Annotated in this window: 22 protein-coding genes; 19 read left to right on the top strand and 3 right to left on the bottom strand. The window is 36.8% G+C overall.

Annotated elements, in window-relative coordinates; translation table 11 throughout:
- Nucleotides 1–37 precede the first annotated feature (37 nt).
- Nucleotides 38–265, bottom strand: a complete 228-nt coding sequence (locus ABD814_RS05010) for a DUF3887 domain-containing protein (protein ID WP_344910981.1) — start codon at nucleotides 263–265, stop codon at nucleotides 38–40.
- Nucleotides 266–394: a hypothetical protein gene (locus ABD814_RS05005; RefSeq protein ID WP_344910980.1), complete on the bottom strand. Its 129-nt coding sequence runs from the start codon at nucleotides 392–394 to the stop codon at nucleotides 266–268.
- A gap of 250 nt (nucleotides 395–644) precedes the next feature.
- Here ABD814_RS05005 and ABD814_RS05000 point away from each other — a divergent pair, with 250 nt between their 5' ends.
- From ABD814_RS05000 to hpf, 10 genes are all read left to right on the top strand, one after another.
- Nucleotides 645–1316, top strand: coding sequence for a response regulator transcription factor (locus ABD814_RS05000; protein ID WP_344910978.1), 672 nt, complete (start codon nucleotides 645–647; stop codon nucleotides 1314–1316).
- Nucleotides 1317–2663: a sensor histidine kinase gene (locus tag ABD814_RS04995; protein WP_344910976.1), complete on the top strand. Its 1347-nt coding sequence runs from the start codon at nucleotides 1317–1319 to the stop codon at nucleotides 2661–2663.
- Nucleotides 2664–2755: 92 nt separating this feature from the next.
- Nucleotides 2756–2920: a hypothetical protein gene (locus ABD814_RS04990; protein WP_344910974.1), complete on the top strand. Its 165-nt coding sequence runs from the start codon at nucleotides 2756–2758 to the stop codon at nucleotides 2918–2920.
- On the top strand, nucleotides 2920–3621 hold the full coding sequence (locus ABD814_RS04985; protein WP_344910971.1) for a zinc metallopeptidase: 702 nt from the start codon (nucleotides 2920–2922) through the stop codon (nucleotides 3619–3621). The genes ABD814_RS04990 and ABD814_RS04985 overlap by 1 nt, the downstream gene beginning before the upstream one ends.
- Nucleotides 3622–3644: 23 nt before the next feature.
- On the top strand, nucleotides 3645–5060 hold the full coding sequence (locus ABD814_RS04980) for a phospholipase D-like domain-containing protein (protein ID WP_344910969.1): 1416 nt from the start codon (nucleotides 3645–3647) through the stop codon (nucleotides 5058–5060).
- Nucleotides 5061–5154: 94 nt separating this feature from the next.
- Entirely contained in the window at nucleotides 5155–5556 is a 402-nt protein-coding gene (gene flaG, locus ABD814_RS04975; RefSeq protein WP_344910967.1) for a flagellar protein FlaG, read from the top strand.
- Nucleotides 5557–5571: 15 nt separating this feature from the next.
- Nucleotides 5572–7095, top strand: coding sequence for a flagellar hook-associated protein 2 (locus ABD814_RS04970; protein WP_344910965.1), 1524 nt, complete (start codon nucleotides 5572–5574; stop codon nucleotides 7093–7095).
- A gap of 30 nt (nucleotides 7096–7125) precedes the next feature.
- Complete coding sequence (gene fliS, locus ABD814_RS04965; RefSeq protein WP_344910963.1) at nucleotides 7126–7524, top strand: flagellar export chaperone FliS; 399 nt, start codon at nucleotides 7126–7128, stop codon at nucleotides 7522–7524.
- Entirely contained in the window at nucleotides 7524–7877 is a 354-nt protein-coding gene (gene fliT, locus ABD814_RS04960) for a flagellar protein FliT (RefSeq protein ID WP_344910961.1), read from the top strand. The genes fliS and fliT overlap by 1 nt, the downstream gene beginning before the upstream one ends.
- A 150-nt stretch (nucleotides 7878–8027) precedes the next feature.
- Nucleotides 8028–8573: a ribosome hibernation-promoting factor, HPF/YfiA family gene (gene hpf / locus ABD814_RS04955; protein ID WP_344910960.1), complete on the top strand. Its 546-nt coding sequence runs from the start codon at nucleotides 8028–8030 to the stop codon at nucleotides 8571–8573.
- Between the two features lie 139 nt (nucleotides 8574–8712).
- Here the strand turns inward: hpf and ABD814_RS04950 are convergent, their stop codons facing one another.
- Complete coding sequence (locus ABD814_RS04950; RefSeq protein WP_344910958.1) at nucleotides 8713–9894, bottom strand: ROK family protein; 1182 nt, start codon at nucleotides 9892–9894, stop codon at nucleotides 8713–8715.
- A 266-nt stretch (nucleotides 9895–10160) separates the two neighbouring features.
- Here ABD814_RS04950 and ABD814_RS04945 point away from each other — a divergent pair, with 266 nt between their 5' ends.
- The 9 genes from ABD814_RS04945 (at nucleotide 10161) to ABD814_RS04905 (ending at nucleotide 22724) form a co-directional block, all read left to right on the top strand.
- Entirely contained in the window at nucleotides 10161–11525 is a 1365-nt protein-coding gene (locus ABD814_RS04945) for a DUF4340 domain-containing protein (protein WP_344910957.1), read from the top strand.
- Nucleotides 11526–11774: 249 nt separating this feature from the next.
- Nucleotides 11775–14282 carry a preprotein translocase subunit SecA gene (gene secA / locus ABD814_RS04940; protein WP_344910955.1) on the top strand — a complete coding sequence of 836 codons (2508 nt, stop codon included), beginning with the start codon at nucleotides 11775–11777 and terminating at the stop codon, nucleotides 14280–14282.
- Between the two features lie 89 nt (nucleotides 14283–14371).
- A protein-coding gene (gene prfB / locus ABD814_RS04935; RefSeq protein WP_344910953.1) for a peptide chain release factor 2 occupies nucleotides 14372–15470 on the top strand; the annotation gives its coding sequence in 2 pieces (ribosomal slippage) (nucleotides 14372–14443 and nucleotides 14445–15470; 1098 coding nt in all).
- A gap of 28 nt (nucleotides 15471–15498) precedes the next feature.
- The gene (locus ABD814_RS04930) at nucleotides 15499–16365 is read left to right on the top strand and encodes a YitT family protein (protein ID WP_344910951.1); all 867 of its coding nucleotides are present in this window, start codon (nucleotides 15499–15501) and stop codon (nucleotides 16363–16365) included.
- Nucleotides 16366–16624: 259 nt separating this feature from the next.
- Entirely contained in the window at nucleotides 16625–17311 is a 687-nt protein-coding gene (gene ftsE / locus ABD814_RS04925) for a cell division ATP-binding protein FtsE (protein WP_344910948.1), read from the top strand.
- The gene (gene ftsX / locus ABD814_RS04920) at nucleotides 17301–18197 is read left to right on the top strand and encodes a permease-like cell division protein FtsX (RefSeq protein ID WP_344910947.1); all 897 of its coding nucleotides are present in this window, start codon (nucleotides 17301–17303) and stop codon (nucleotides 18195–18197) included. Before ftsE ends, ftsX begins: the two co-directional genes overlap by 11 nt.
- Nucleotides 18198–18274: 77 nt before the next feature.
- Complete coding sequence (locus tag ABD814_RS04915) at nucleotides 18275–19639, top strand: murein hydrolase activator EnvC family protein (protein ID WP_344910945.1); 1365 nt, start codon at nucleotides 18275–18277, stop codon at nucleotides 19637–19639.
- A gap of 235 nt (nucleotides 19640–19874) precedes the next feature.
- Nucleotides 19875–21350, top strand: coding sequence for a S41 family peptidase (locus ABD814_RS04910; RefSeq protein WP_344910943.1), 1476 nt, complete (start codon nucleotides 19875–19877; stop codon nucleotides 21348–21350).
- A 189-nt stretch (nucleotides 21351–21539) separates the two neighbouring features.
- Complete coding sequence (locus tag ABD814_RS04905; RefSeq protein WP_344910940.1) at nucleotides 21540–22724, top strand: PDZ domain-containing protein; 1185 nt, start codon at nucleotides 21540–21542, stop codon at nucleotides 22722–22724.
- Nucleotides 22725–22745 lie beyond the last annotated feature (21 nt).

Below are 22745 nucleotides of genomic sequence, written 5' to 3'. Positions count from 1 at the left end.
CAACCGCTCTAGTGTGAGTGATTGGGGTTATAATTTTCTAATGAATTGAGAAGCCTGCAATCTGATTATTTTGATCAAAGCTAATTTCAAATGTGACATTATTTTCAGTAAATGTAGCGTCTAAGACGATGACTTGATATTGAGCTAAGCTTTTTATTTCTTTATACTCATTGCCAATATACGTGCCAAATTGATCAGTTATTTGTTCCCAAGTTTCAGATAGTGCTTCTGCTGGAAGTTCTTCCTTAATTTTTCGGTCAAACAATTAAGTGGCTTCAGTAAACTCCCCCTGATTAAGGTGATCAACAAAAGAAGAAGCAATTTCAATCGCTTGATCTGTTTGTTCCATAATTTCTTCACCGATGTCACACCCGATCAAAAAAGTTAGTGACAAGAAGATGAGACTCATTAGTTTAAATCTATATTTCAATTGCTTATCTACCTTTCGATTCATTTCAATGATTTTAATCATAACATCTTAATGATAATTAAAGAAGTTTGAACAATAAATTACGGCTGAATGAGTCTGTTACATGAAATTAATAGCACTTTAAAATCAGACGTGATAAGCTTAAAGAGCAAATGACTAGCTGTCCTATCGATCAGTTCGTAGGAGAGTTTTTGATAAAAAAGGTGTGAAAATAATGGCGGTAATATTAGTTGTTGATGATGATGACCATATTCGTCAATTGATTTCTTTGTACTTAAAAAAGGAATATTTTGATGTGATTGAAGCTCGGAACGGTCTTGAAGCAATTGAGAAACTTGAACAAGAACCGATTGATTTGGCAATTGTTGATGTGATGATGCCGAAATTGGATGGGATTGAATTAACGAAAGAAATAAGGAGTTATTATGAGATTCCTATTTTGATGGTGACAGCTAAAGGGGCTTCTCAGGATAAAGTAACGGGTTTTGAAGCTGGGACAGATGACTACTTAGTTAAACCATTTGATCCAATCGAATTGGTGCTTCGGGTGAAGGCATTGCTTAAACGTTATAATATTAATGTTGAGAGACGAAATAGGCTTGGAACAATTGAAATCGATCTTGATCGTCTGACCGTTGCTAATGAAGAAATGACTGTTGAACTAAAACGTAAGGAATGTGAACTTTTACTAGAATTATCATTTGAACCTGGTCGTATTTTTACCCGAGCGCAGTTAGTTGAGAAAATTTGGGGTTTTGATTATGAAGGCGATGAGCGGACTGTAGATGTTCATATTAAACGATTACGGGAAAAATTAAGCCGCTTTGATGAATTGACGATAACGACAGTAAGAGGGCTCGGCTATCGGCTTGAGGATGTGAATTAAGTGCGTAAAAGTCTATATTGGAAATTTTCGATCACATTTGTTGCTGGTGTTATTCTAAGTATTATCACTTCTTATTTAATTACGTCTTTATTTATTCAAGAAGAGGTTATTTTTGATCGGGAAATGGTACGAAATTCAAGTTATTTTGAAGGTTTATTAGAGCTAGTCGATCATGAAAATATAGCTGAATTACTTGAACTTTTTTCTGAGTATGGGATTCAACCTGTGTTAATCAATCTAGATGGACAATCTGTTATCGAAGGTGTTGATACTGATTTTATCACGACTGAAATGATTGAGCGTCTGGAAACGTTAGAGCCAAATGAAGTGATTTCATTTACACCTAAGCGGAGAGAAGCAGTCAGATATATTGGTACAAGACTGCCTAGTACTACGGTGGCGGATGCTTTATTTTTAAAAATTGATATCACTAGTACATTGACTGATACAAAACGATTAACGGTACAATCATTATTGTTAGTTTTATTAATTGGTAGTTTATTCATTTTACTTATTTCGCGCTATTTTGTTGATAGTATTCGTTCGATTACTAAAGCGAGTGAAGAGCTGGCAACGGGTGATTTCTCGATCCGATTATCAACTGACCGTCAAGATGAACTCGGTCGATTGATGCGCAGTTTTAATGATCTTGCCAAAGCTTTAGGCAATATGGATGAGGTCAGGAAGCAATTTGTTAGCAATGTCTCGCATGAAATGCAGTCACCACTGACATCAATTAAAGGTTACGCTCGTGCATTAAAAGATGGTCTCGTACCTGAAGAAAACCAACAAGAATATTTAGACATCATTTATCAAGAAGTTGATCGATTATCACGACTTTCAAATAATTTATTAAAACTGGCTTCATTAGATGCTGAAAAGGATTTAATTAAACTTGAAAATTATCGCTTAGACGAACAAATCAGACGTGTCATTTTGTCAACTGAACCATTATGGCGCGATAAAAACATCGATGTGGAACTTGATTTAAGTCAAGCATATATTCATGCTGATCAAGATTTAATGGAGCAAGTTTGGCTTAATTTAATTGTTAATGCGATCAAATATAACCGTGAAAATGGAGCGCTTTATATTTCATTTTATAAAGATGAAGACGGTTTAGTGATTCGAATTAATGATACAGGAATTGGAATCGATCATGATGAAATTCCATACATTTTTGATCGCTTTTATAAAGTTGATCAATCACGTTCAGAGTATCGGACTGGCAATGGATTAGGTTTATCGATTGCGAAGAAAATCATCACCATTCATAATGGAACGATTGAAGTTGTCAGTCAAAAAGGGATTGGCACGACATTCTTTATCCGGTTACCATTAAATTAACCAATTTTTTTTGAAAAAATGCTTATAGTTCACATTCAGTTCATAATCGATGGCTATAATAGAGACAAACATATAAACTGAGGTGACTACATTTGAGTAATTATCAGTCAACTATTCAATTAAATCAGGGACAATCGATTTCTTTTAAGTTTAAAAAACCATCAATTATGAGTCAACTTGCCGATACGTTATCTGAACAAGGTATTGATGCGCAGGTTGTTAAAAAAATAAAGATCTGTAAAGGAAGGGATGCTTAATGTTTTATCCTATAATGGGCATTGATGCAATGTATTTATTAATTATGGTTGCGTTTGGAATAGCGATGTGGGCGCAAGCAAATGTGCAAAATAATTTTGAGCGATTTTCTAGAGTCCAGTCGGGTGCACAGATTACTGGTTTACAAGTTGCACGACGGATCTTAGACAATAATGGTTTATATGATGTAAAAATTGAACGCTCTGGGCGTGGAACATTGTCTGATCACTACGATCCACGAACAAAAACAGTTCGTTTATCTGATCCGATCTATAGTGGTTCATCGATTGCTTCATTAGCTGTAGCAGCTCACGAGGTTGGCCATGCGATTCAACACGATCAAGGTTATCTAATGTTAAGGTTTAGAACGGCATTAGTTCCGGTTGCTAATTTAGGCTCAAGAATGGCACCAATCTTTTTAATTGCAGGCTTTATCTTTTCGGGGTTTGAATCGCTAATTGGCATTGGTATTGGTTTGTTTGCTGCAGCTGTATTGTTTCAGCTTGTAACATTACCTGTTGAATTTAATGCAAGTACCCGTGCGAAGAATGAATTAGTCTCAATGGGTATGATTATGAGAAATGAAGAAGCTGGGATTAGCAAAGTCTTGAATGCAGCTGCTTTAACTTATGTAGCAAGCACTTTAATTGCTGTATTGCAATTATTTAGATTGATTATGATTTTTGGTGGCCGTCGCAGGTAAAATTTTAGAGAGAATGAGTAATTATGAAAAGACAAAAGTTAAAAAGCCTAACAAAATATATTTTGTTAGGTTATTTTATGTACATTGCTATTACCTCCGTTGTCATGTTTGCCCTTCCGCCTCAAGCTAGTGTATTGGAGGCAGCATATCCAACTTCTAAGATGATAGAATCAACAGAGAGGGTCGTATTGATCGCAGAAAGAACGGAGGCGCTAAAAGTTCGGTTTGATTTGATGGATCAAGCGGAGGATACTTTAGATATTTCTTATTATTCAATGCAAGGTGGTGACTCAGTCGATTTATTTTACGCTCACATTTTAAAAGCAGCAGATCGTGGCGTAAAGGTTCGCTTTGTTATTGATGGAATTGCCCATAATATGAGGCTTGGTAATAGAGATGTAGTTTTATTGTTTAATCAACATCCTAATATTGATTTAGCTTTTTATGAATCATTTGATCCATTGCGACCTTGGACATGGCACAATCGTCTACATGATAAGCTAATGATTGTAGATCAATCGATTGCTTTAATTGGTGGTCGTAATATCGGTGATAAATACTTTGCAAATGAAGGTTACGTGGGGGCTTCAAATGATTTTGATTTATTATTGATCAGTGAACATTTAGATGAACCCCAGATCATCGGGCAAATGCAAACATACTTTAACGATTTATGGGATCACGACTATTCCGTGTTACAAACGAATCAGGAATTATCATCATCTAAAAAACTAAAGGCTAAAAAAGCAAGAGAGCGCCTTAGGGAAACGTATCAAGACAATGTAGACACGTATCCAAATTTTTATACAGAAAAAGTCGATTGGCTAGCACGGTCACACGAGATTAATCAGGGTTATTTTGTCCATAATCCGGTTGAGCGTTTCACTAAAGATCCAATTGTATGGTGGGAAATGCTTGATCTAGTTTCAAATGCTAAATCTGATGTCGTGATACAAAGCCCTTATATCATACCAAGCAGGCAAATGCAAAAAGACATCGCGCGACGAGATTTTGAATTTAGTCGGTTTATCTTATTAACAAATGGGATGGCATCATCGCCAAATGTGATTGCACATAGTGGTTATCGAAATTATCGAAACCAACTAGCAAACTCTACACTTGATCTTTATGAATACCAAGATCCAGATCAATCCCTCCATATGAAATCAATTGTGATTGACGAACAAATTGCAGCGGTCGGCTCGTTCAATTTTGATTCTCGCAGTATGGAATTAAATACTGAATCAATGGTTATTCTGGATAGCCCATCACTGGCAAATGAAATACTTGAAACGATTGAACAAAAGTATTTATCTAGTAGTATTCTAGTTGATCACGCTGAAGGAACTGATGAACTGTTGGAAAACGTATCGATAGTCAAACAAGTTGTTGTTTTTATTTTAAGACCATTGACTAGAATGCTAGATTTCTTACTTTGAAAATTGATTGCAATTAATAATCATATATATTTAAAGACTTCCAACAATATGCCGATATAAGAAGAAAGTAATCTGTAGAGGAGATGGCATTAGAATGGATGTCAGTAAAGTGATCTCTGGACCAAATTATACTTCACAAATCAATAAACAATCACAAACAACAGATCATTCACAGAAGAAAACGGCTCAGACCGTGGAGAAAGATGTTAATGGTGTAATTCAACAAAAGACATTGTATACCCAAGCGAGAACTCATGGGAATCATCTTGTAGAACGGGTAGACATTGAAGGAATGATTGAAGGGCTGAATGATTTTTTAGAACCGATCAATACATCGATTCGCTTTGTGTTACATGATAAGCTTGATCGCTACTATGTAAAGGTTGTTGACGCACAAACAGAAGAATTAGTCAGAGAAATCCCTCCAGAACAAATGTTGGATATGTATGCAGCGATGGCGGAATTTATGGGATTAATAGTTGATGAGAAAATTTAAAAGGAGTGATCATAAATGGGCATGAGAATTGGAGGTCTAGCTACTGGAATGGACATTGACGGCATTGTCAAGGACTTGATGGCAGCCGAACGCATTCCATTAGATAAACTTGAGCAGGATAAAACTAGAATAGAGTGGCAAAGAGATGCATTTCGTGATGTAAACTCGATGTTATTAGAACTTGATAAAATGATGTTAGATATGAAGATGACTCGGACATACAATACAAAGGCAGCGACCTCTTCAAATCAAGCAGTCACAGCAACTGCAGCATCAGGTGCATCAATTGGAAGTTATAATATTGCAGTTAAGAGCTTAGCAACGAGCGCGATTAATGCGACAAATGGAACACTATCTAAAGTTGGAGAAAAAATTGATCCATTTGCGCCTTTAAGTGAGCAGATAAGTAAGCTCGCTAAGTCTGGTGATGAAGGGGTCAATATTGAGATTCCAACACAAATTAGTTTTAGAACATATCAAAATAGTAGTGAGGGAACACTCCATACAATCGATGTAACCGCAGACGATACACTAAACAGTATTTTAACAAAGATTACTAACCATAAAGAAGCGGGTGTTCGTGCCTTTTATGACGTTCAATCGGACCGTGTAATCATGGAGCGAACAAGTGCAGGAGATTTTAATCCTAATGGAGCAGAAATAGATTTTAGTGAAGACTCTGGTTTCTTTACAAATGTATTCGGTATGACTGCTCAAGAACAAGGCGGTACCGATGCTAAGTTCGCCTACAACGGGATCGAACTCACTTCAAAAACAAACTCAACAACATTAAACGGCATTACTTTTACGTTCAATGATGTGACGGCGAGTACGAATGTTAATATAACGAACGATACAGAAACCGCATTTAATAACATCAAGGCCTTTGTGGATAAGTATAATGATATGATTGATAAAGTTAATGGCAAATTAACCGAAGCTCAACATCGTGATTTTCCACCACTAACGACAGAACAAATGAAAGATATGTCTGATCGTGAAATTGAATTGTGGGAAGAAAAAGCACGTAGCGGCTTATTAAGACGTGATCCGATTTTAACAAATGCATTATCACAAATGCGTCAAGCCTGGTCTGGTCGAGTTTCTAATGATGGACCGTTCTCACATTTTTCACAAATCGGGATCTCAACAACGGCTAATTATATGGATGGTGGAAAATTAGAAATCAATGAGAACAAACTAAGAGCTGCCCTTCAAGAAGACTCTGATGCAGTTTACAAATTATTCTCAAATAATGCTGAAGGGGCAGAACGTGGTATCGTTAACCGACTTGAAGATGCGATTGATCGAACAACGGAACGGATTAATCAACAGGCTGGAAGAACGACACAACAACCACATCAATATGCGCTAGGTCGCCGCTTAGAAGGTATGGATGACCGGATTGAGGTTTTCAAGCGTCGCTTGCAACAAGTAGAAGACCGCTATTGGAAACAATTTTCGGCTATGGAATTAGCCATCCAACGTATGAATGAACAATCGAATTTTTTATTTAGTCAGTTCAATCAACAATGGTAAAGACGATTTCAAACAAGGAGTGTAAATTATATGGTACAGCAACCTTATCAAGCTTATAAGAATAACTCGGTTAACACGGCATCACCAGCAGAGCTGACATTAATGCTCTACAATGGTTGCTTGAAATTTATTAGATATGGCAAAAAGGGTATTGAAGATCAGAATATGGAGTTGAAGAACACCAATATTCAAAAGGCACAAAACATCATTACAGAACTAATGGTGACCCTTGATCAAGATGCACCGATTTCAAAAGAGATCATGCCGTTATACGACTATATTAATCAGTTATTAATTGAAGCAAATATTAAAAACGATATTGAGCTTTTGACAGAAGCATTTGCGTTAGTTGAGGAGTTTCGTGATACGTGGAGAGAAGTGATTAAGCAAACGCGTACTCGAGAATATAAGCAAGGTGTACAAGCATAATGTCGTCATTAATTGAGTTGAAAACAATAACTGAAAAATTTGTCCAATTGTTTGAAAAACCAATTTTAGCAAAGGATCGCGATCAATTACTAGAAGAAGTTAATCGATTTTTAGATCAACGCGATCAGTTATTAAAAAAAATTAAAGCACCATTTTCTGAAGAAGAAGCTAATTTGGTCTCAACAATTATGGAGCAAGATAAAGAAATCCAATTAAAACTGGATCATCTTTTCTTAACTTTAAAAAGCGAACTTCGTGATGTAAAGAAACAGAAGTCGTCGTCAGAAAAGTATCTTGACCCCTATCGTCATGTTGCTACAAATGATGGATCATATTGGGACAAGAAAAAATAGAAAATAATCCACTCTCTAAGTGAAACTTAGGGAGTTTTTTGTTATACTATGTGTAAGCGCTTTAGCTAAACTTCATCCTATTTTTTCTAGTTTAAAGTATAGGGAAATAGGGAATTAAAGAATTATAGATAAAGAAAGGAGGACACTTTTATGAATTATAACATTAGGGGTGAAAACGTTGAGGTGACTGAAGCAATTAAAGCTTATGTAGAGAAGAAAGTTTCTAAGCTTAAACGCTATTTTGAGACACCACCAACATCAGATGTCAATGTTAATTTAAGTGTCTATAATGATGAGCAGAAGATTGAAGTTACGATTCCAATGACAAACTTACTACTGAGAGCTGAGGAAAAACATGAAGATTTATATGCAGCGATTGACTTAGTAGTATCCAAGTTAGAACGTCAAATTAGAAAGCATAAAACAAAAATTAATCGGAAGTCACGTCAAAAGGGTGCAGCTAAGTATATGTTTGCAGAGATGGAAAAAAGTCCTGTTGAACAAGAGGATGATGATGCGATTGAAATTGTTCGGACGAAACGTTTTAACTTGAAGCCAATGGATTCTGAAGAAGCAATCTTACAAATGGATATGTTAGGCCATGATTTCTTTGTCTTTACCAATGCCGATTCAGGAGATACAAGCGTTGTTTATCGTCGTCATGACGGTAAATACGGCTTAATTGAACCCAATTAATCACTTAGAATAAAGCGCGATTAACAGCCATAAAAAATGATGTGTAAAAGAACTCTAATTGAATAGATTAAAAAATAGTCTCAGTAGGTATGATCATACTTACCGAGACTATTTTTCTTTTCAAGACTGTACCGAAAAATTAAGCGTGGTTTCTTTTTTGATCGAGTAAAAAGCCTTCGATTGTGAAGGCTGCCATTCCTGAAATGGTAGAATATACGCCTAATTTAGCTGAATCAATTTTAAGTTTATTTTGGTGGAAACCGATCGCATGCTCTAATATGTAACTTTCAATCGTCGGGTAAATCCACTCTTTTGCTCGCATTAGACGATTACCAATGATCACATGTTCTGGGTTGAAGATGTTAATGCAATTTGTTAATCCAATCGCGATGTATGTTGCAATTTCTTCGAATAGTTCAATTACAGCTTGATTTTCTTCGTTAGCAAGTTGAATCAATTGCTCAAATGGCTCACCTTGATCAGCTGCTATAAGCCCACGCTTGATTGCCATATCAATCACGGCTTGTTCAGAAGCATAGAGCTCCCAACAGCCTCGATTGCCACAGCGACACGTTTTCCCGTCCTTTTCGATGGTCATATGACCGAGTTCACCAGCAAATCCATTTAAACCGTGATATAACTTTCCGTCTAGAATCATACCGACACCGATCCCAATGCCGATACTGGCAAAAATCGTGTGGTGTGAATTTTGACTCGAACCGTAACGCATTTCTCCGTATGCTCCGGCATTCGCTTCATTCTCAATATAGACAGGCAGATTAAAAATGTTCTCTAACTTAGTTTTTAGCTCAACATTTTTCCAGTTTAAATTCGGAGCGAGTAAAATTTCACCATCTCGACTCACGACCGCAGGCACACCTACACCGATGCCTATGACACCATACCGACTTTTTGGTACTTGTTCCATTAATCCTTTAATCAGGTTAATCATGATTGGAAAAATCGTATTAAAGTGTGTTGTTTGTAATTGAATCGTATCTTGCTCAATGATTTGTCCATTTAAATCTGTGATCACACCTAAAATATAGCCCACACCTAATTCAATTGAAATTGAATAACCAGCATTACCATTGAAAAGTAACATCACTGGTCGGCGTCCACCACTTGATTTTCCTGGACCAGATTCTTCTACTAGCTTCTCATCAATTAATTCACTAACTAATGAAGAGACAGTTCCTTTGTTTAATCCCGTTATTTTGGCAACATTTGCTCTTGATATTGGGGTATGGTTCATAACGGTAGTTAAGACGAGGGTTTTATTTTCTTGTTTAACAACATATTGATTCCATGTCCGACTCATAATGACACTCACTCTCTATCAAAACAAAATTTTAAGTTAAAATAGCCTTTCTTTACTTTAACATAATTGATTAGACAATTCCATGGAGTTAGTTTAACAGGTAGACAAACAAATTTTCTGTTGATATAATTTTACATGAGGAGATGGTGACAAACCTCATGTGAAAGGGATTTTTTACATATATAACAGTCTAAAAACAATACATATCTAACTTTAATTGGCTTTATATAGCTGATTAAGTCTAGAGGAATTTAGAGGTGCTCATGATGAAGAAATCAGCTAAAAAGAAACAAAAATTGTCGGCAAAACAGCAGAAAATGATTTGGGGTGTTGGAATTGCTGTCGTTGCTCTTATAAGTGTATTTCTCGCGATCAAAGCAGTTGAAACAAGTGAAGAAATCGTTCGTTTCTTTAATTCAAATGATGAAATTCAAGCGATCACGATTCAAGGTGATGAAGGTTTTAAAATGGAAAAAGCTCAGGATCGATGGACGGTACTTGGCCGACTCGAGGAGACAGATCAAGAGGCGGTATTGCAGGCACTTGCTGTTTTAAACCAAATGGGTGGCGAAAAAGTAGAAGCCAAACGTCAAAATGTTGGCTTAGATTTTCCGAGACTTGCAATTCGAGTCGATTATGCAGATGATAGTTTCAAACGTGTGTCACTTGGTAACCCAGATCCTACAGGTGGCGGTTATTATGTTGAGGTACAAAGTGAAGATCATTCAGGAATTTATTTTGTAGAAAATATCTTGATTGATTACCTACCACTTAAGGTAAATAATTACTTAGTGACAGCACTTTTACCTTGGTCACCAGATCAGGTTGAGTCGATTAAAATTAACAGACAGTCAGAGATGGTCCATTTGACAAAAAATAGCCCGTATCCAGCAGAAGAGACAAGAACGAATGTCGGAGGCTGGTTTGTTGCTGAACCATACACTCATTATTACGGTACGTCATACCCAGAAATGCAAGAGTTGAATCAAGCGTTGCAAACGCTACAGATGAATGAAATTGTCGAAAAAGATGTGACAGATTTGTCTCAATATGGTTTGAATGCGAGTAGCTTTTCAATTGAATTTACCACAGCCGATGATCAACGGACATTGTTAATCGGCGAAGCAGAAACAGAATCAACAACGTTCGCTAGATTTGCTGATGCTAATGATGTCTTTTCGATCGCTAATGAGCTATTGACTCCTTTCGAACAGTCCGCTTCAGATTATCATGATGGTTATGTGAAAATAATTGCGCTCGATAATTTAAGTCAATTATCAATTGAGTCAGAACGATTAACTGTTGATGTTAATGTCGAAAAAGATGGCGATGATACGCACTTTAAAGTTAACGATCAATTTTTATTTGAAAGAGGTTTTCGAGAAGCTTATACTGCGATCGCTGGACTTCCTGTTGCTGGTCTTTCAGAGGGCGCTGTTTATCAAGAAGCTGAGATTACGATAACATCAACGATTGTACTTGAGGATGGGGAGAAAGTAGTCGTTTTAGAACTCGTTGATTATGATGAAGAGCATTATGCGGCTTTTGTCAATCAAGAAAGCGACTTTTTAGTCAAAAAAGCTCATGTTGATGAAGCGCTAACGGTTATTGAACAAGTTTTAGAATATTAATTGATTTAAAGGCGTATCTTGTCACAGCGGTGTAATTGCTGGAAACTAACTAAAAACTTATCAGGTATTATTTATTTATTGGGATGGGGTGTTTAATTGGCCTCATCTTTTTTTGTAATCGCAAATGAAGCCTTAGTAGCAAGTCATAATATGGATAAACGTTGTAATAAAAGCTTGTAAGTGTTATTATATTGGGTAGTGTTTAGCTTTTAAAAAAGCTATTTTGGAAATAGAGGAGCGTATAAAAAGATGCGAGGATTACTTAAACGATTATTTGACGGTAATGAACGTAAATTAAAAGAGCTTCAAGTGACAGTTGATCAAATTGAAGCATTAGAGCCCGAGTATGAAAAACTAACTGATCAGCAGTTAGTAGCAAAAACTGAAGAATTTAAGCAGCGATACAAGGATGGGGAAACCTTAGACGAGTTATTAGTTGAAGCATACGCTGTTGTCCGTGAAGGATCAAAACGGGTCTTGAACATGCGTCCTTTTAATGTTCAATTAATGGGAGCCATCGTCCTACATGGCGGCGATATCGCAGAGATGAAAACAGGTGAAGGTAAAACCCTTGCGTCGACAATGCCAGCTTACTTAAATGCACTAACTGGTGAAGGTGTACACATCATCACAGTTAACGAATATTTAGCTGATCGTGATGCGAGAGAAATGGGAGAGTTATTTAATTTCCTCGGTTTAACTGTTGGCTTAAACGTAAACAGTATGACAAAAACTGAAAAACGGGCAGCCTATCAGGCAGATATTACTTATGGAACAAACAATGAATTTGGTTTTGACTATTTAAGAGACAACATGGTCCTTTACAAAGAGCAAATGGTTCAGCGCCCATTGAACTTTGCCATTATTGATGAGGTTGACTCGATTTTAATTGATGAGGCGAGAACACCGCTAATTATTTCAGGCTCAGCTCGTAAATCAGCAGCATTATATCAACAAGCAAATACGTTTGTTCGCACATTGAAAAAAGAAGTTGACTACACATATGATGAAAAAACAAAAGGCGTTCAATTAAGTGAAGAAGGGATTACCAAAGCTGAAAACTTCTTTAATGTAGAGAATCTTTTTGATCTTAATCATGTGACCTTAACACATCATATTAACCAAGCATTAAAAGCACATGTTTCAATGCATCGTGACACCGATTATGTTGTCAAAGAAGGTAAAGTCGTTATCGTTGACCAGTTCACAGGTCGTCTGATGGAAGGTCGTCGTTATAGTGATGGTCTACACCAAGCGATTGAGGCGAAAGAAGCTTTGCCAGTTCAAAATGAAAGCATGACTTTAGCTTCAATCACTTTCCAAAACTACTTTAGAATGTACAACAAACTATCAGGGATGACAGGTACAGCAAAAACGGAAGAAGAAGAATTCCGCAACATTTATAATATGAATGTTTTTGCAATCCCAACAAATAAAGAGATTGTCCGTCATGATAAACCAGACTTAATTTATAAAACGATGAAAGGTAAATTTGAAGCGGTTGTTGCAGAAATTAAAGAGCGCAACCAAAAAGGTCAACCTGTTTTAGTAGGTACAGTTGCGGTTGAAACGTCTGAGTTGATTTCGCAACTTCTTAAAAAAGCTGGTGTGAAGCACAATGTATTAAACGCTAAAAACCATTTCCGTGAAGCAGAAATTATTGAAAATGCTGGTGAGCAATTTGCTGTCACGATCGCAACAAACATGGCTGGACGTGGTACAGACATTAAACTAGGTGAAGGCGTCAAAGAATTAGGCGGTCTTGCCGTTATCGGTACGGAGCGACATGAATCACGTCGGATTGATAACCAGCTTCGTGGCCGTTCAGGTCGTCAAGGAGATCCAGGGGTGACGCAATTCTATTTATCAATGGAAGATGATTTAATGCGTCGATTTGGCTCGGATAATATGAAGGCAATGATGGATCGTTTTAATATGGATGATTCACAACCAATTGAGAGTAAAATGATTTCTAAAGCAGTTGAATCTTCACAAAAGCGTGTGGAAGGGAATAACTTTGACGCTCGTAAAAATGTTCTATCTTATGATGATGTTTTAAGAGAACAGCGTGAAGTTATTTATAAGCAGCGCTATGACGTACTTAATTCAGAAAATTTATATGATATTGTGATTGGTATGATCGAAGAAGTTGTCAACGATGTTGTTGATACACATACTCAAGATGAAGATAGCGAAGCTTGGGATCTTGATTCATTGATTGAGTATGTTCATGCAAACTTAGTCGAATCAAATTATTTAACGAAATCTGCACTTGAAAATAAAGAACCAGAAGCAATTAAGCAACTTATAATGGAAAAAGTACTTCAGAAATATCAAGAAAAAGAAGCTGATCTTGGCTCTGAACAAATGCGTGAATTTGAAAAGGTTATTTTATTAAGAACGGTTGATACAAAATGGATGGATCACATCGATTCAATGGATCAACTTCGTCAAGGCATTCATTTACGTGCGTATGGCCAAAATGATCCGTTAGGCGAGTATCAAATGGAAGGGTTCGCAATGTTCGAAGCAATGGTCCAATCGATTAATGAAGAAGTTGCCCGCTATGTGATGAAGGCACAAGTTCGTGCAAATCTCGAACGACAAGAGGTTGCCAAAAATGCAACAGCAGTAACAGGTGATCAATCGAAAAAACAAAAGAAAAAAACACCTTTCATTAAAGGCGAAACAGTCGGACGAAATGATCCGTGCCCTTGTGGAAGTGGAAAAAAATATAAGCAATGTCACGGAAGATAAGTTAACAAGTATAATAAGATGCTATGGACATCCAGTGATTGGATGTCCATTGTAACGAAAAAAAACAAAACAATTAACGAGGTGAAGCAATGGAATTAACAGAAATTAAACAAGAGCTAACGAAAATATCAAACCGAATTGCCGAATTTAGGGGGTCTCTTTGACCTAGAAGAAAAAAGAACTGAAATTGCAGAATTAGAAAATGAAATGACAGCACCAAACTTTTGGGATGACCAAAAACAAGCTCAAAAAATAATCGATCAAGTAAATGCGATCAAAGACCTGGTTCAGATTTTCGATCAACACGTCGAATCACTTGAAAACCTAGAAGTAAGCTACGAGTTAATTAAAGACGAACCAGACGAAGAATTAAGACAGGAACTTGAAGATGAGCTTGCCGAATTGATTGAAGCACTTAACCAATACGAATTACAGATCTTATTAAGTGAGCCTCACGATAAAAGTAATGCGATTTTAGAACTGCATCCGGGAGCTGGTGGGACAGAATCTCAAGACTGGGCAAGTATCTTGCTACGAATGTATACACGTTGGGCAGAACAAAGAAATTTTAAAGTCGAAACACTGAACTATCTTGCAGGTGAAGAAGCTGGTGTGAAAAGTGTGACGTTATTGATTAAAGGACACAATGCATATGGCTATTTAAAAGCCGAAAAAGGCGTCCACCGTTTAGTCCGAATTTCACCATTCGACTCATCTGGTCGTCGCCACACATCATTTGTTTCTTGTGAAGTGACTCCCGAAGTCGATGATGATATTGATATTGAAATCAAAACTGAAGACATTAAAATTGACACGTATCGAGCAAGTGGCGCAGGTGGACAACATGTTAACACGACCGACTCAGCCGTAAGAGTTACCCACTTACCTACAGACACTGTCGTGACTTGCCAATCTGAACGTTCACAAATAAAAAACCGTGAACAGGCATTAAAGATGCTTAAGTCAAAACTGTACCAACTTGAAATTGAAAGACAACAGGCGGCATTAAATGAAATTCGTGGTGAACAAAAAGAAATTGGTTGGGGAAGCCAGATTCGTTCATATGTTTTCCATCCGTATTCAATGATTAAAGATCATCGAACGAATTTAGAAATAGGGAATGCTCAGGGTGTGATTGACGGTGAGATTGATCCATTTATCGATGCATATTTACGTCAACAAATGTAGGTGAAAAGTGAAAACGAGGTGGTTAAAGATGATTGCAAAATATCGACGCCAGCCGTTACCTACTAAAGCGGTCCAAGTTTTTGAATATGGACTTGTTGTACTTGGCTCATTTTTTGTTGCGATTGGTTTTAATTTATTTTTATTACCAAATCAGATTGCATCAGGTGGTGTAGCGGGCATTAGTACAATTCTATATGCATTGTTTAGCTTTGAACCATCAACTGTTCAATGGACCATTAATATTCCATTATTTTTTGTTGGTATGTGGATACTCGGTCGAAGCTTTGGCATTAAAACTTTAGTTGGTACAGCAATGGTCCCTTTATTTGTTTCGCTAACAAGTGATTGGAATCCAGCGAGTTCTGATCCATTGTTAGGAGCAATATTTGGTGGTATGGCATGTGGATTAGGAATTGGCATTGTTTTTCGTGGTAAAGGGTCAACAGGTGGAATTGATTTGGCAGCACAAATTGTTCACAAATTTGTGCCACTCCCTTTTGGAATCTGTGTAGCCCTGTTTGATGGATTGATCGTTTTAGTGGCAACATTTGTTTTTTCAGTTGAAGCGGGTTTGTATGCTCTGATTGGCTTGTTTGTCACAAGTCGGACGATTGATTTAGTTCAAGTCGGTTTAAACAGTTCAAAAGCAATTATGGTTGTGAGTGATCACTTAGAAGCAATTCGCGACGCTCTGTTAAATGAAATTGATCGTGGTGTAACTGTTTGGAAAGCAGAGGGCGGCTATACTCGAGCAGATAAAAAAATGATTATGTCTGTCGTAAATCAAAATGAGTTTAGTCGGACGACACAAATTATCAAGCAAATTGATCCAAATGCGTTTATAATCGTGATGAATGCAAGCGAAGTAATTGGAGAAGGTTTTAGTAAAAGCTAAGCCTTCTTTTTTTTGCTAATAGCTAGTCTTAAATAGTCAAATCAAATAATGACAATAGAACTAGGTCATAATCCTCTATTTTAATGATTATAAATACCTACTTGAGCGTTATTATGAATTTTTTGACAGGTTTTGAAATGAAATTGTAATAAAAAAAGCCAAAAAAAAGTCGTTTTTGATGTTATAATGTAATAGATTGATTGGCGTCAATCACAAAATTATATTTTACTACAATTTATTAAAAAAGGTGAGTATGTTCATGATAGAGATGCTTGATGTAAAGAAAACATATCCAAATGGTGTGATCGCCCTAAATGGTGTAACTCTTAAAATAGAGCCAGGTGAATTTGTTTATCTCGTTGGACAAAGTGGTGCTGGGAAATCAACGTTTATTAAACTTATTTTTCGTGAAGAAAAGGCATCAAGTGGAAGTGTGACAGTAAACAGCAAAGATTTAGTTCAAATGAAATGGAAAGATGTGCCTATGTTGCGACGTGATATTGGGGTTGTTTTTCAAGACTTTAAACTGTTACCTAAAATGACAATCTATGAAAATGTTGCTTTTGCATTAGAAGTTGTTGAACAATCGCCACGTCAAATTCGCAAGCGTGTAATGGAAGTGCTTGACCAAGTGGGCTTAAAAAATAAAGCGCGTTTTATTCCCGATGAATTATCAGGTGGAGAACAGCAACGCGTTGCGATTGCGCGCGCAATTGCTAATTACCCTAAAATCCTGATCGCAGATGAGCCAACAGGTAATCTTGATCCAGATACGTCGTGGGAAATTATGAAACTATTAGAAGAAATTAATGCATCGGGTACGACCATAATCATGGCAACGCATAGTAAGGAAATTGTGAACACGGTCAAACGTCGAGTCATTGCTATGGAAGACGGCCTAATTGTTCGTGATGAGTATAGGGGTGATTATGGCTATGAAAATTAGAACATTAAAACGCCATGTTAAAGAAGGTTTAAAAAGTAGTTGGCGAAATAGTTGGATGACACTAGCTTCAGTTGGAGCAGTCACGACAACACTATTATTAGTATCAGTCTTTTTAGCATTGATGATGAATTTAAATCATGTCGCTCAAAATATTGAAGAAGATGTTTTGATTAAAGTGTTGATTGATGTCACTGCGACAGATGATGAAGTCGAAGAACTTGGAGAATCGATCGAGTCATTAAGCAAAGTAGAAACAGTCGAGTTTTCATCACGTGATCAAGAGTTAAGAGAATTAATAGAGAGCTTGGGAGAAGAGGGAGATGTATTTTCAACATATGGTGATGACGAAAACCCACTTAACGATGCATATATTGTTAAAGCAGTAGAACCAAAAGAGACGATAGAAATTGCTGAAGAAATCGAAGCGATGAATCGTGTGGAGAAAGTCAATTATGGACAAGATGTCGTTGAAAATATCTTTATGTTTAATAGCTATGCGAGAAATATCGGCTTGATTTTAATCGTTGCCTTATTGTTTACAGCGATCTTCTTAATTTCAAATACAATTAAAATTACGATTATTGCAAGACGTAGGGAAATTGAAATTATGAAGCTGGTTGGAGCAACAAACTGGTTCATTAGATGGCCATTCTTTATTGAAGGATTGTTGCTAGGTATATTAGGTAGTGTTATTCCAATTGCTTTATTATTCACAGGTTATTATTTCTTAGATCAGAATTCAGCGATGATCAATCAATTTGAATTTATCTCTATTCTTCCGTTTCATCCATTTGTCTGGCAACTATCAGGGATTGTTATTTTAATAGGAGCGGTCATTGGTGTATGGGGAAGTATTATGAGTGTTCGTAAGTTTCTAAAAGTGTAAGTCTTCTAGTCTAGGAGACTTACACAATCATATTATTAATTGAGCTTATTTAGTCTAAGCTGAAATGGAGGAATCTAATGATGAAACGTTTTATCACTTACATACTTTTAGTCATCTTGGCGCTCGGTCTCGTTAGTCCTGGCTCAAATCCTGTTTCAGCAAAAAGTATTGCTGAGTTAGAAAAAGAATTGCAAGAGTTGAAGGATGAACGATCAACGATTAACTCAGAAGAAAGTGATGCACAATCGAAACTAAAAGAAAATGAGCAGCAACAAGCTAAAGTGCAAGCAAAAATTAATCAACTTGATGGTGAAATCTTTGCTACTGAATCAAATATCGCTTCAAAACAAGAAGAGATCAATGTAACGAATGGTGAAATACAAGCATTAGAAAATTCGATAGCTGAAACAGAAGATCAGATTGAAGCAACAGAGGCAGAGTTGGAAGAATTAGCTAATAAAATTGAAGAATTAATTGAACGGATAGAAGAACGCGATGTTTTAATTAAAAATCGCCTTCGCTCAATGCAACATAGCGGTGGAAGTATAAACTATTTACAAGTATTGTTTGGTGCGCAAAGTTTTGGTGATTTTATTAATCGCGCAACTGCAGTATCGAAAATCCATGAATCTGATCGGACGATTATGAGTTCTCAAGAACGTGATAAATCTGACCTTGAAGATACTGAAGTCGAGGTTGAAGAGAAAAAAGATCAACTTGTTGCTGATAAAGCAAAATTAGATGCCGAGAAAGATGAAGTTGAAAGTAAACGGGCAACTCTAGTCGCGCAGCAACAAGAACTATCAAACTTGCAAGCACAATTGAATCAACAAAGAGATTCACAAGTTGCAACTGCGAATGAATTAGAAGATGAATATGCTGAATTAGAAGAATATACGATGTCGATTGAGGAACAGAGGCAAGTGTTAGCTGATCAAGAGCGTGTCATTAAAAAGCTTATGGAAGAAGAACAACAAAGAATAGAACAGTTAGCAAAAGAGGAAGAAAACACAAATAACACGGGTCTGCCACCATTGACTGGTGGGGGAGATGGTTCATTCATTTGGCCAGCAGCAGGTAGATTAACCTCTAAGTATGGCTGGAGGGAATTCAATGGGGGAGGTTTCCACTACGGGATTGATATCGCAAACTCTAAGGGGACTACCATTATTGCTGCAGCTTCTGGATATGTTACACGATCATCTTATTCTTCTTCATATGGGCATGTGATTTATATCTATCACCCTAATATGGATAAAACAACTGTGTACGCACATTTAGATTCACGAGGGGTAAGTCTTGGAGATGCTGTTAGTCAAGGACAACAAATTGGGACTATGGGTGATACCGGAATTTCATCTGGTGATCATTTGCATTTTGAAATTCAAAATGGTCATTGGTCTCGGCACGGTGGAATTGACCCTATGCCATTTTTACCATAATAGATTAGAACCGGGCTTCATAAAGTAACATTAAAGCATCGCACGTATTGTTGCGATGCTTTTTCTAAAGGTTTAAATTTCTTTTTACTGATTGAATTATTAGTTTGTGTTACACTATATAAACAAGAGATTTCTCAAAGATATAATTGTTAAATTAAAGGACAGGCAAAACTTGATCAGACGATGTTTTGACGAGATAGTGTGTTATAGGTTTTGCTAATTTGAGGTGAATAATGTGCATGTGAAAAAAAGTATGTTTGCTCTTTTGTTAGGAATAGCTATTATTATTGGAGGGACGGGAACGTACTTTGTATTAGAGCTAACGGCAATTTTGGGTCAGGAGCAACAAACGGATCAAGGGAATCAGTCTATATCGGAAGGTGAATATGAGGCAATGCTGGATGATTTAACCGATGCGATCTCATTGCCAAAGGTAGTTCAAGCCTATACAATTATCCAATCTAATTTTATCGAAACAATTGAAAATAAGGATTTGGTTGAAGGCGCAGTACGCGGAATGATCGCAACTTTAAATGATCCTTATAGTGAGTATATGGATAAAGAAACAATGGAACAATTTAATGAACAACTTGAATCATCATTTGAAGGAATTGGTGCGGAAGTAAGCATGGTCGATGATCGGGTGACAATCGTTGCACCAATCAAAGATTCACCAGCCGAAAGGGCAGGTTTAAGGCCAAATGACCAAGTATTGACTGTTGATGGCGAAAGTGTTGAGGGGCTAAATTTATATGAAGCAGTAGCCAAAATTAGAGGCGAAAAAGGTTCGGAAGTGACGATTGAAATCCAGCGCCCTGGTGTACCTGATCTAATTGAATTCACTTTAGTTCGTGATACGATTCCACTTGAAACGGTTTATGCAGAATTGATTGAAACAAGTGACCATAAAACAGGTGTGCTTCAAATTACATCATTTGCTGAACAGACTGCAAATCGTTTTAAAGAAGAGTTAGCTTCATTAGAAGATCAAGGAATCGATGGCTTAGTGATTGATGTACGTGGCAATCCAGGTGGTCTACTTGATGTAACAGAAGAAATTTTAAAGCAATTTATTACGAGTGACCAACCTTACATGCAAATTGCAGATAATGAAGATAATAAGACACGCTTCTTTTCAGAACTAGAAGAACCGAAAGATTACCCGGTGAGTGTGCTGATTGATGAAGGAAGTGCTTCGGCATCTGAAATCCTTGCGATCGCATTAAATGAAACGATTGACGCTGAGGTTATTGGTCGGAATAGTTTTGGTAAAGGAACTGTCCAACAGACGATTCCATTGGGTGATGGCAGTACGATTAAGTTAACAATTTTAAAATGGTTATCACCTGAAGGTGTCTCGATTCACGAAGTTGGTGTTGCTCCAACGATCGAGGTTGACCAGCCAGAATATTATTATACAGCGCCGATTCAAGTAGAAGAGACGTTTAGTCATGATGATACGAACATCAATATTGGTTATGCTCAAGTCATGCTGGAGGCTTTGGGTTATCCAGTCGATCGTGAAGATGGTTACTTCAGCGAACAGACTGAACAAGCGATCCGAGATTATCAAACAGATCGAGAGCTGACTGTGAATGGCGAGCTTGATCAAGAGACAGCCAGTCGAATTGTGGCAGATGTAATTGAAAGAATTAGAAGCGATCAAGATGATTTACAAAAGGATAAAGCAATTGAAGCACTCTATCAATAAACCGCTCATTAGAGCGGTTTATTTATTACATAGTTATACGCTTTAATTAAACAAAATTCACAAAAGTCAAACCTAAGTAATTGTGTTTATGGTATAGTTAAAATATGTGAAGAATTTGTTCGAAAAATTCGAAACCTGTCGAGTTAAGATAAACATTATTATCAATCTGTTCAAGTGGGGGTTGTCAAGATGGAGAATTGGTTACTTGAAATCGGTAAAGCATTTATACGTTTACTATTCAATCCATTATTATATTGGTTTATTTTAATTACACTCTTTGCATCACTTTCCCGGATCAAACGTGAACGAAAACAATTCGGTCGAAAAATTTATCCGCTTTATGACGAATGGTATGGTCAGCGGCTGAAATCACTAGTGTTCGGATTGCTTCTTTCAATAGGAATGACGGTTTTAGGTGTTGGCATCCATCCGTTGATGTTAGCTGGAATTGTTTGTATGACAATTTTATTTACCTTAACGAAACGATTTACTTTGCTTTCAAGTGCATATATTTTTGGTTTTACTGCGATCATTCTATTATTTTTACCGTATTATCACTCATACTTACCACCAATTTTTCAAAATGAAATCACTCAAATCGATTGGGTGGTTTTTACAACTATAATGGGCATTTTTTTAATCATTGAATCATTAATGATTAGCTCAGTTAGTCGTGATCAAACGTTTCCTGAGTTAATTAATAGTTCACGAGGAAAGATTGTTGGACAACATCGTTACAAAAAAATAGCGCTGATTCCGTTATTATTTATTTGGCCGGTTGGTTCATTATCGTTTATCTCTAATTGGTGGCCAGTTATCGAATGGAATGGGCTTCCGTTTGGTCTAATTATTTTTCCTTTTTTAATCGGCTTTGATTTTCCGATTGCTGGTGGGTTACCAACCAAAGTTGCTAAACGTTATAGTGAATATCCATTATTACTAGGGTTTTTAATTGTTGCCTTATCGCTAATGAGTTATTACGTTAAAATTCTAACGCTTGTAACAGTGCTCGTTGCAATTGTCGGGCGAGAATTCATTTCTTACCGTTTGAAGATCAAGGATCAACAGCAACTCCCATTATTCAGTCCATTACCTAATGGATTAAAGGTTTTAGCAATTTTACCTGGGACGCCAGCGATCGAACTTGGGCTGATCCCTGGAGATACAATTAAAAAGGTCAATGGTCAAGCTGTCGCAACACCGACAGAATTTTACCAAGCTTTACAAATCAATCGCGCTTTCTGTAAACTGGATATTATCGACGAACGTGGTGAATTAAGATTTGCCCAGCGTGCGTTTTATCAAGGTGAACATCACGAACTAGGTGTTATTTTCGTCGAGAATCATCAAGACCGAATGAAGCAATCAGTTTAAAAATTCGACATAAAAAGAGTG

This window comes from Amphibacillus indicireducens, from assembly GCF_039539605.1.
In the GTDB taxonomy this organism is placed as follows: domain Bacteria; phylum Bacillota; class Bacilli; order Bacillales; family Amphibacillaceae; genus Amphibacillus; species Amphibacillus indicireducens.
Note: the sequence above shows the minus strand (reverse complement) of the source record. Positions and strands in the feature narration are given on the sequence as shown.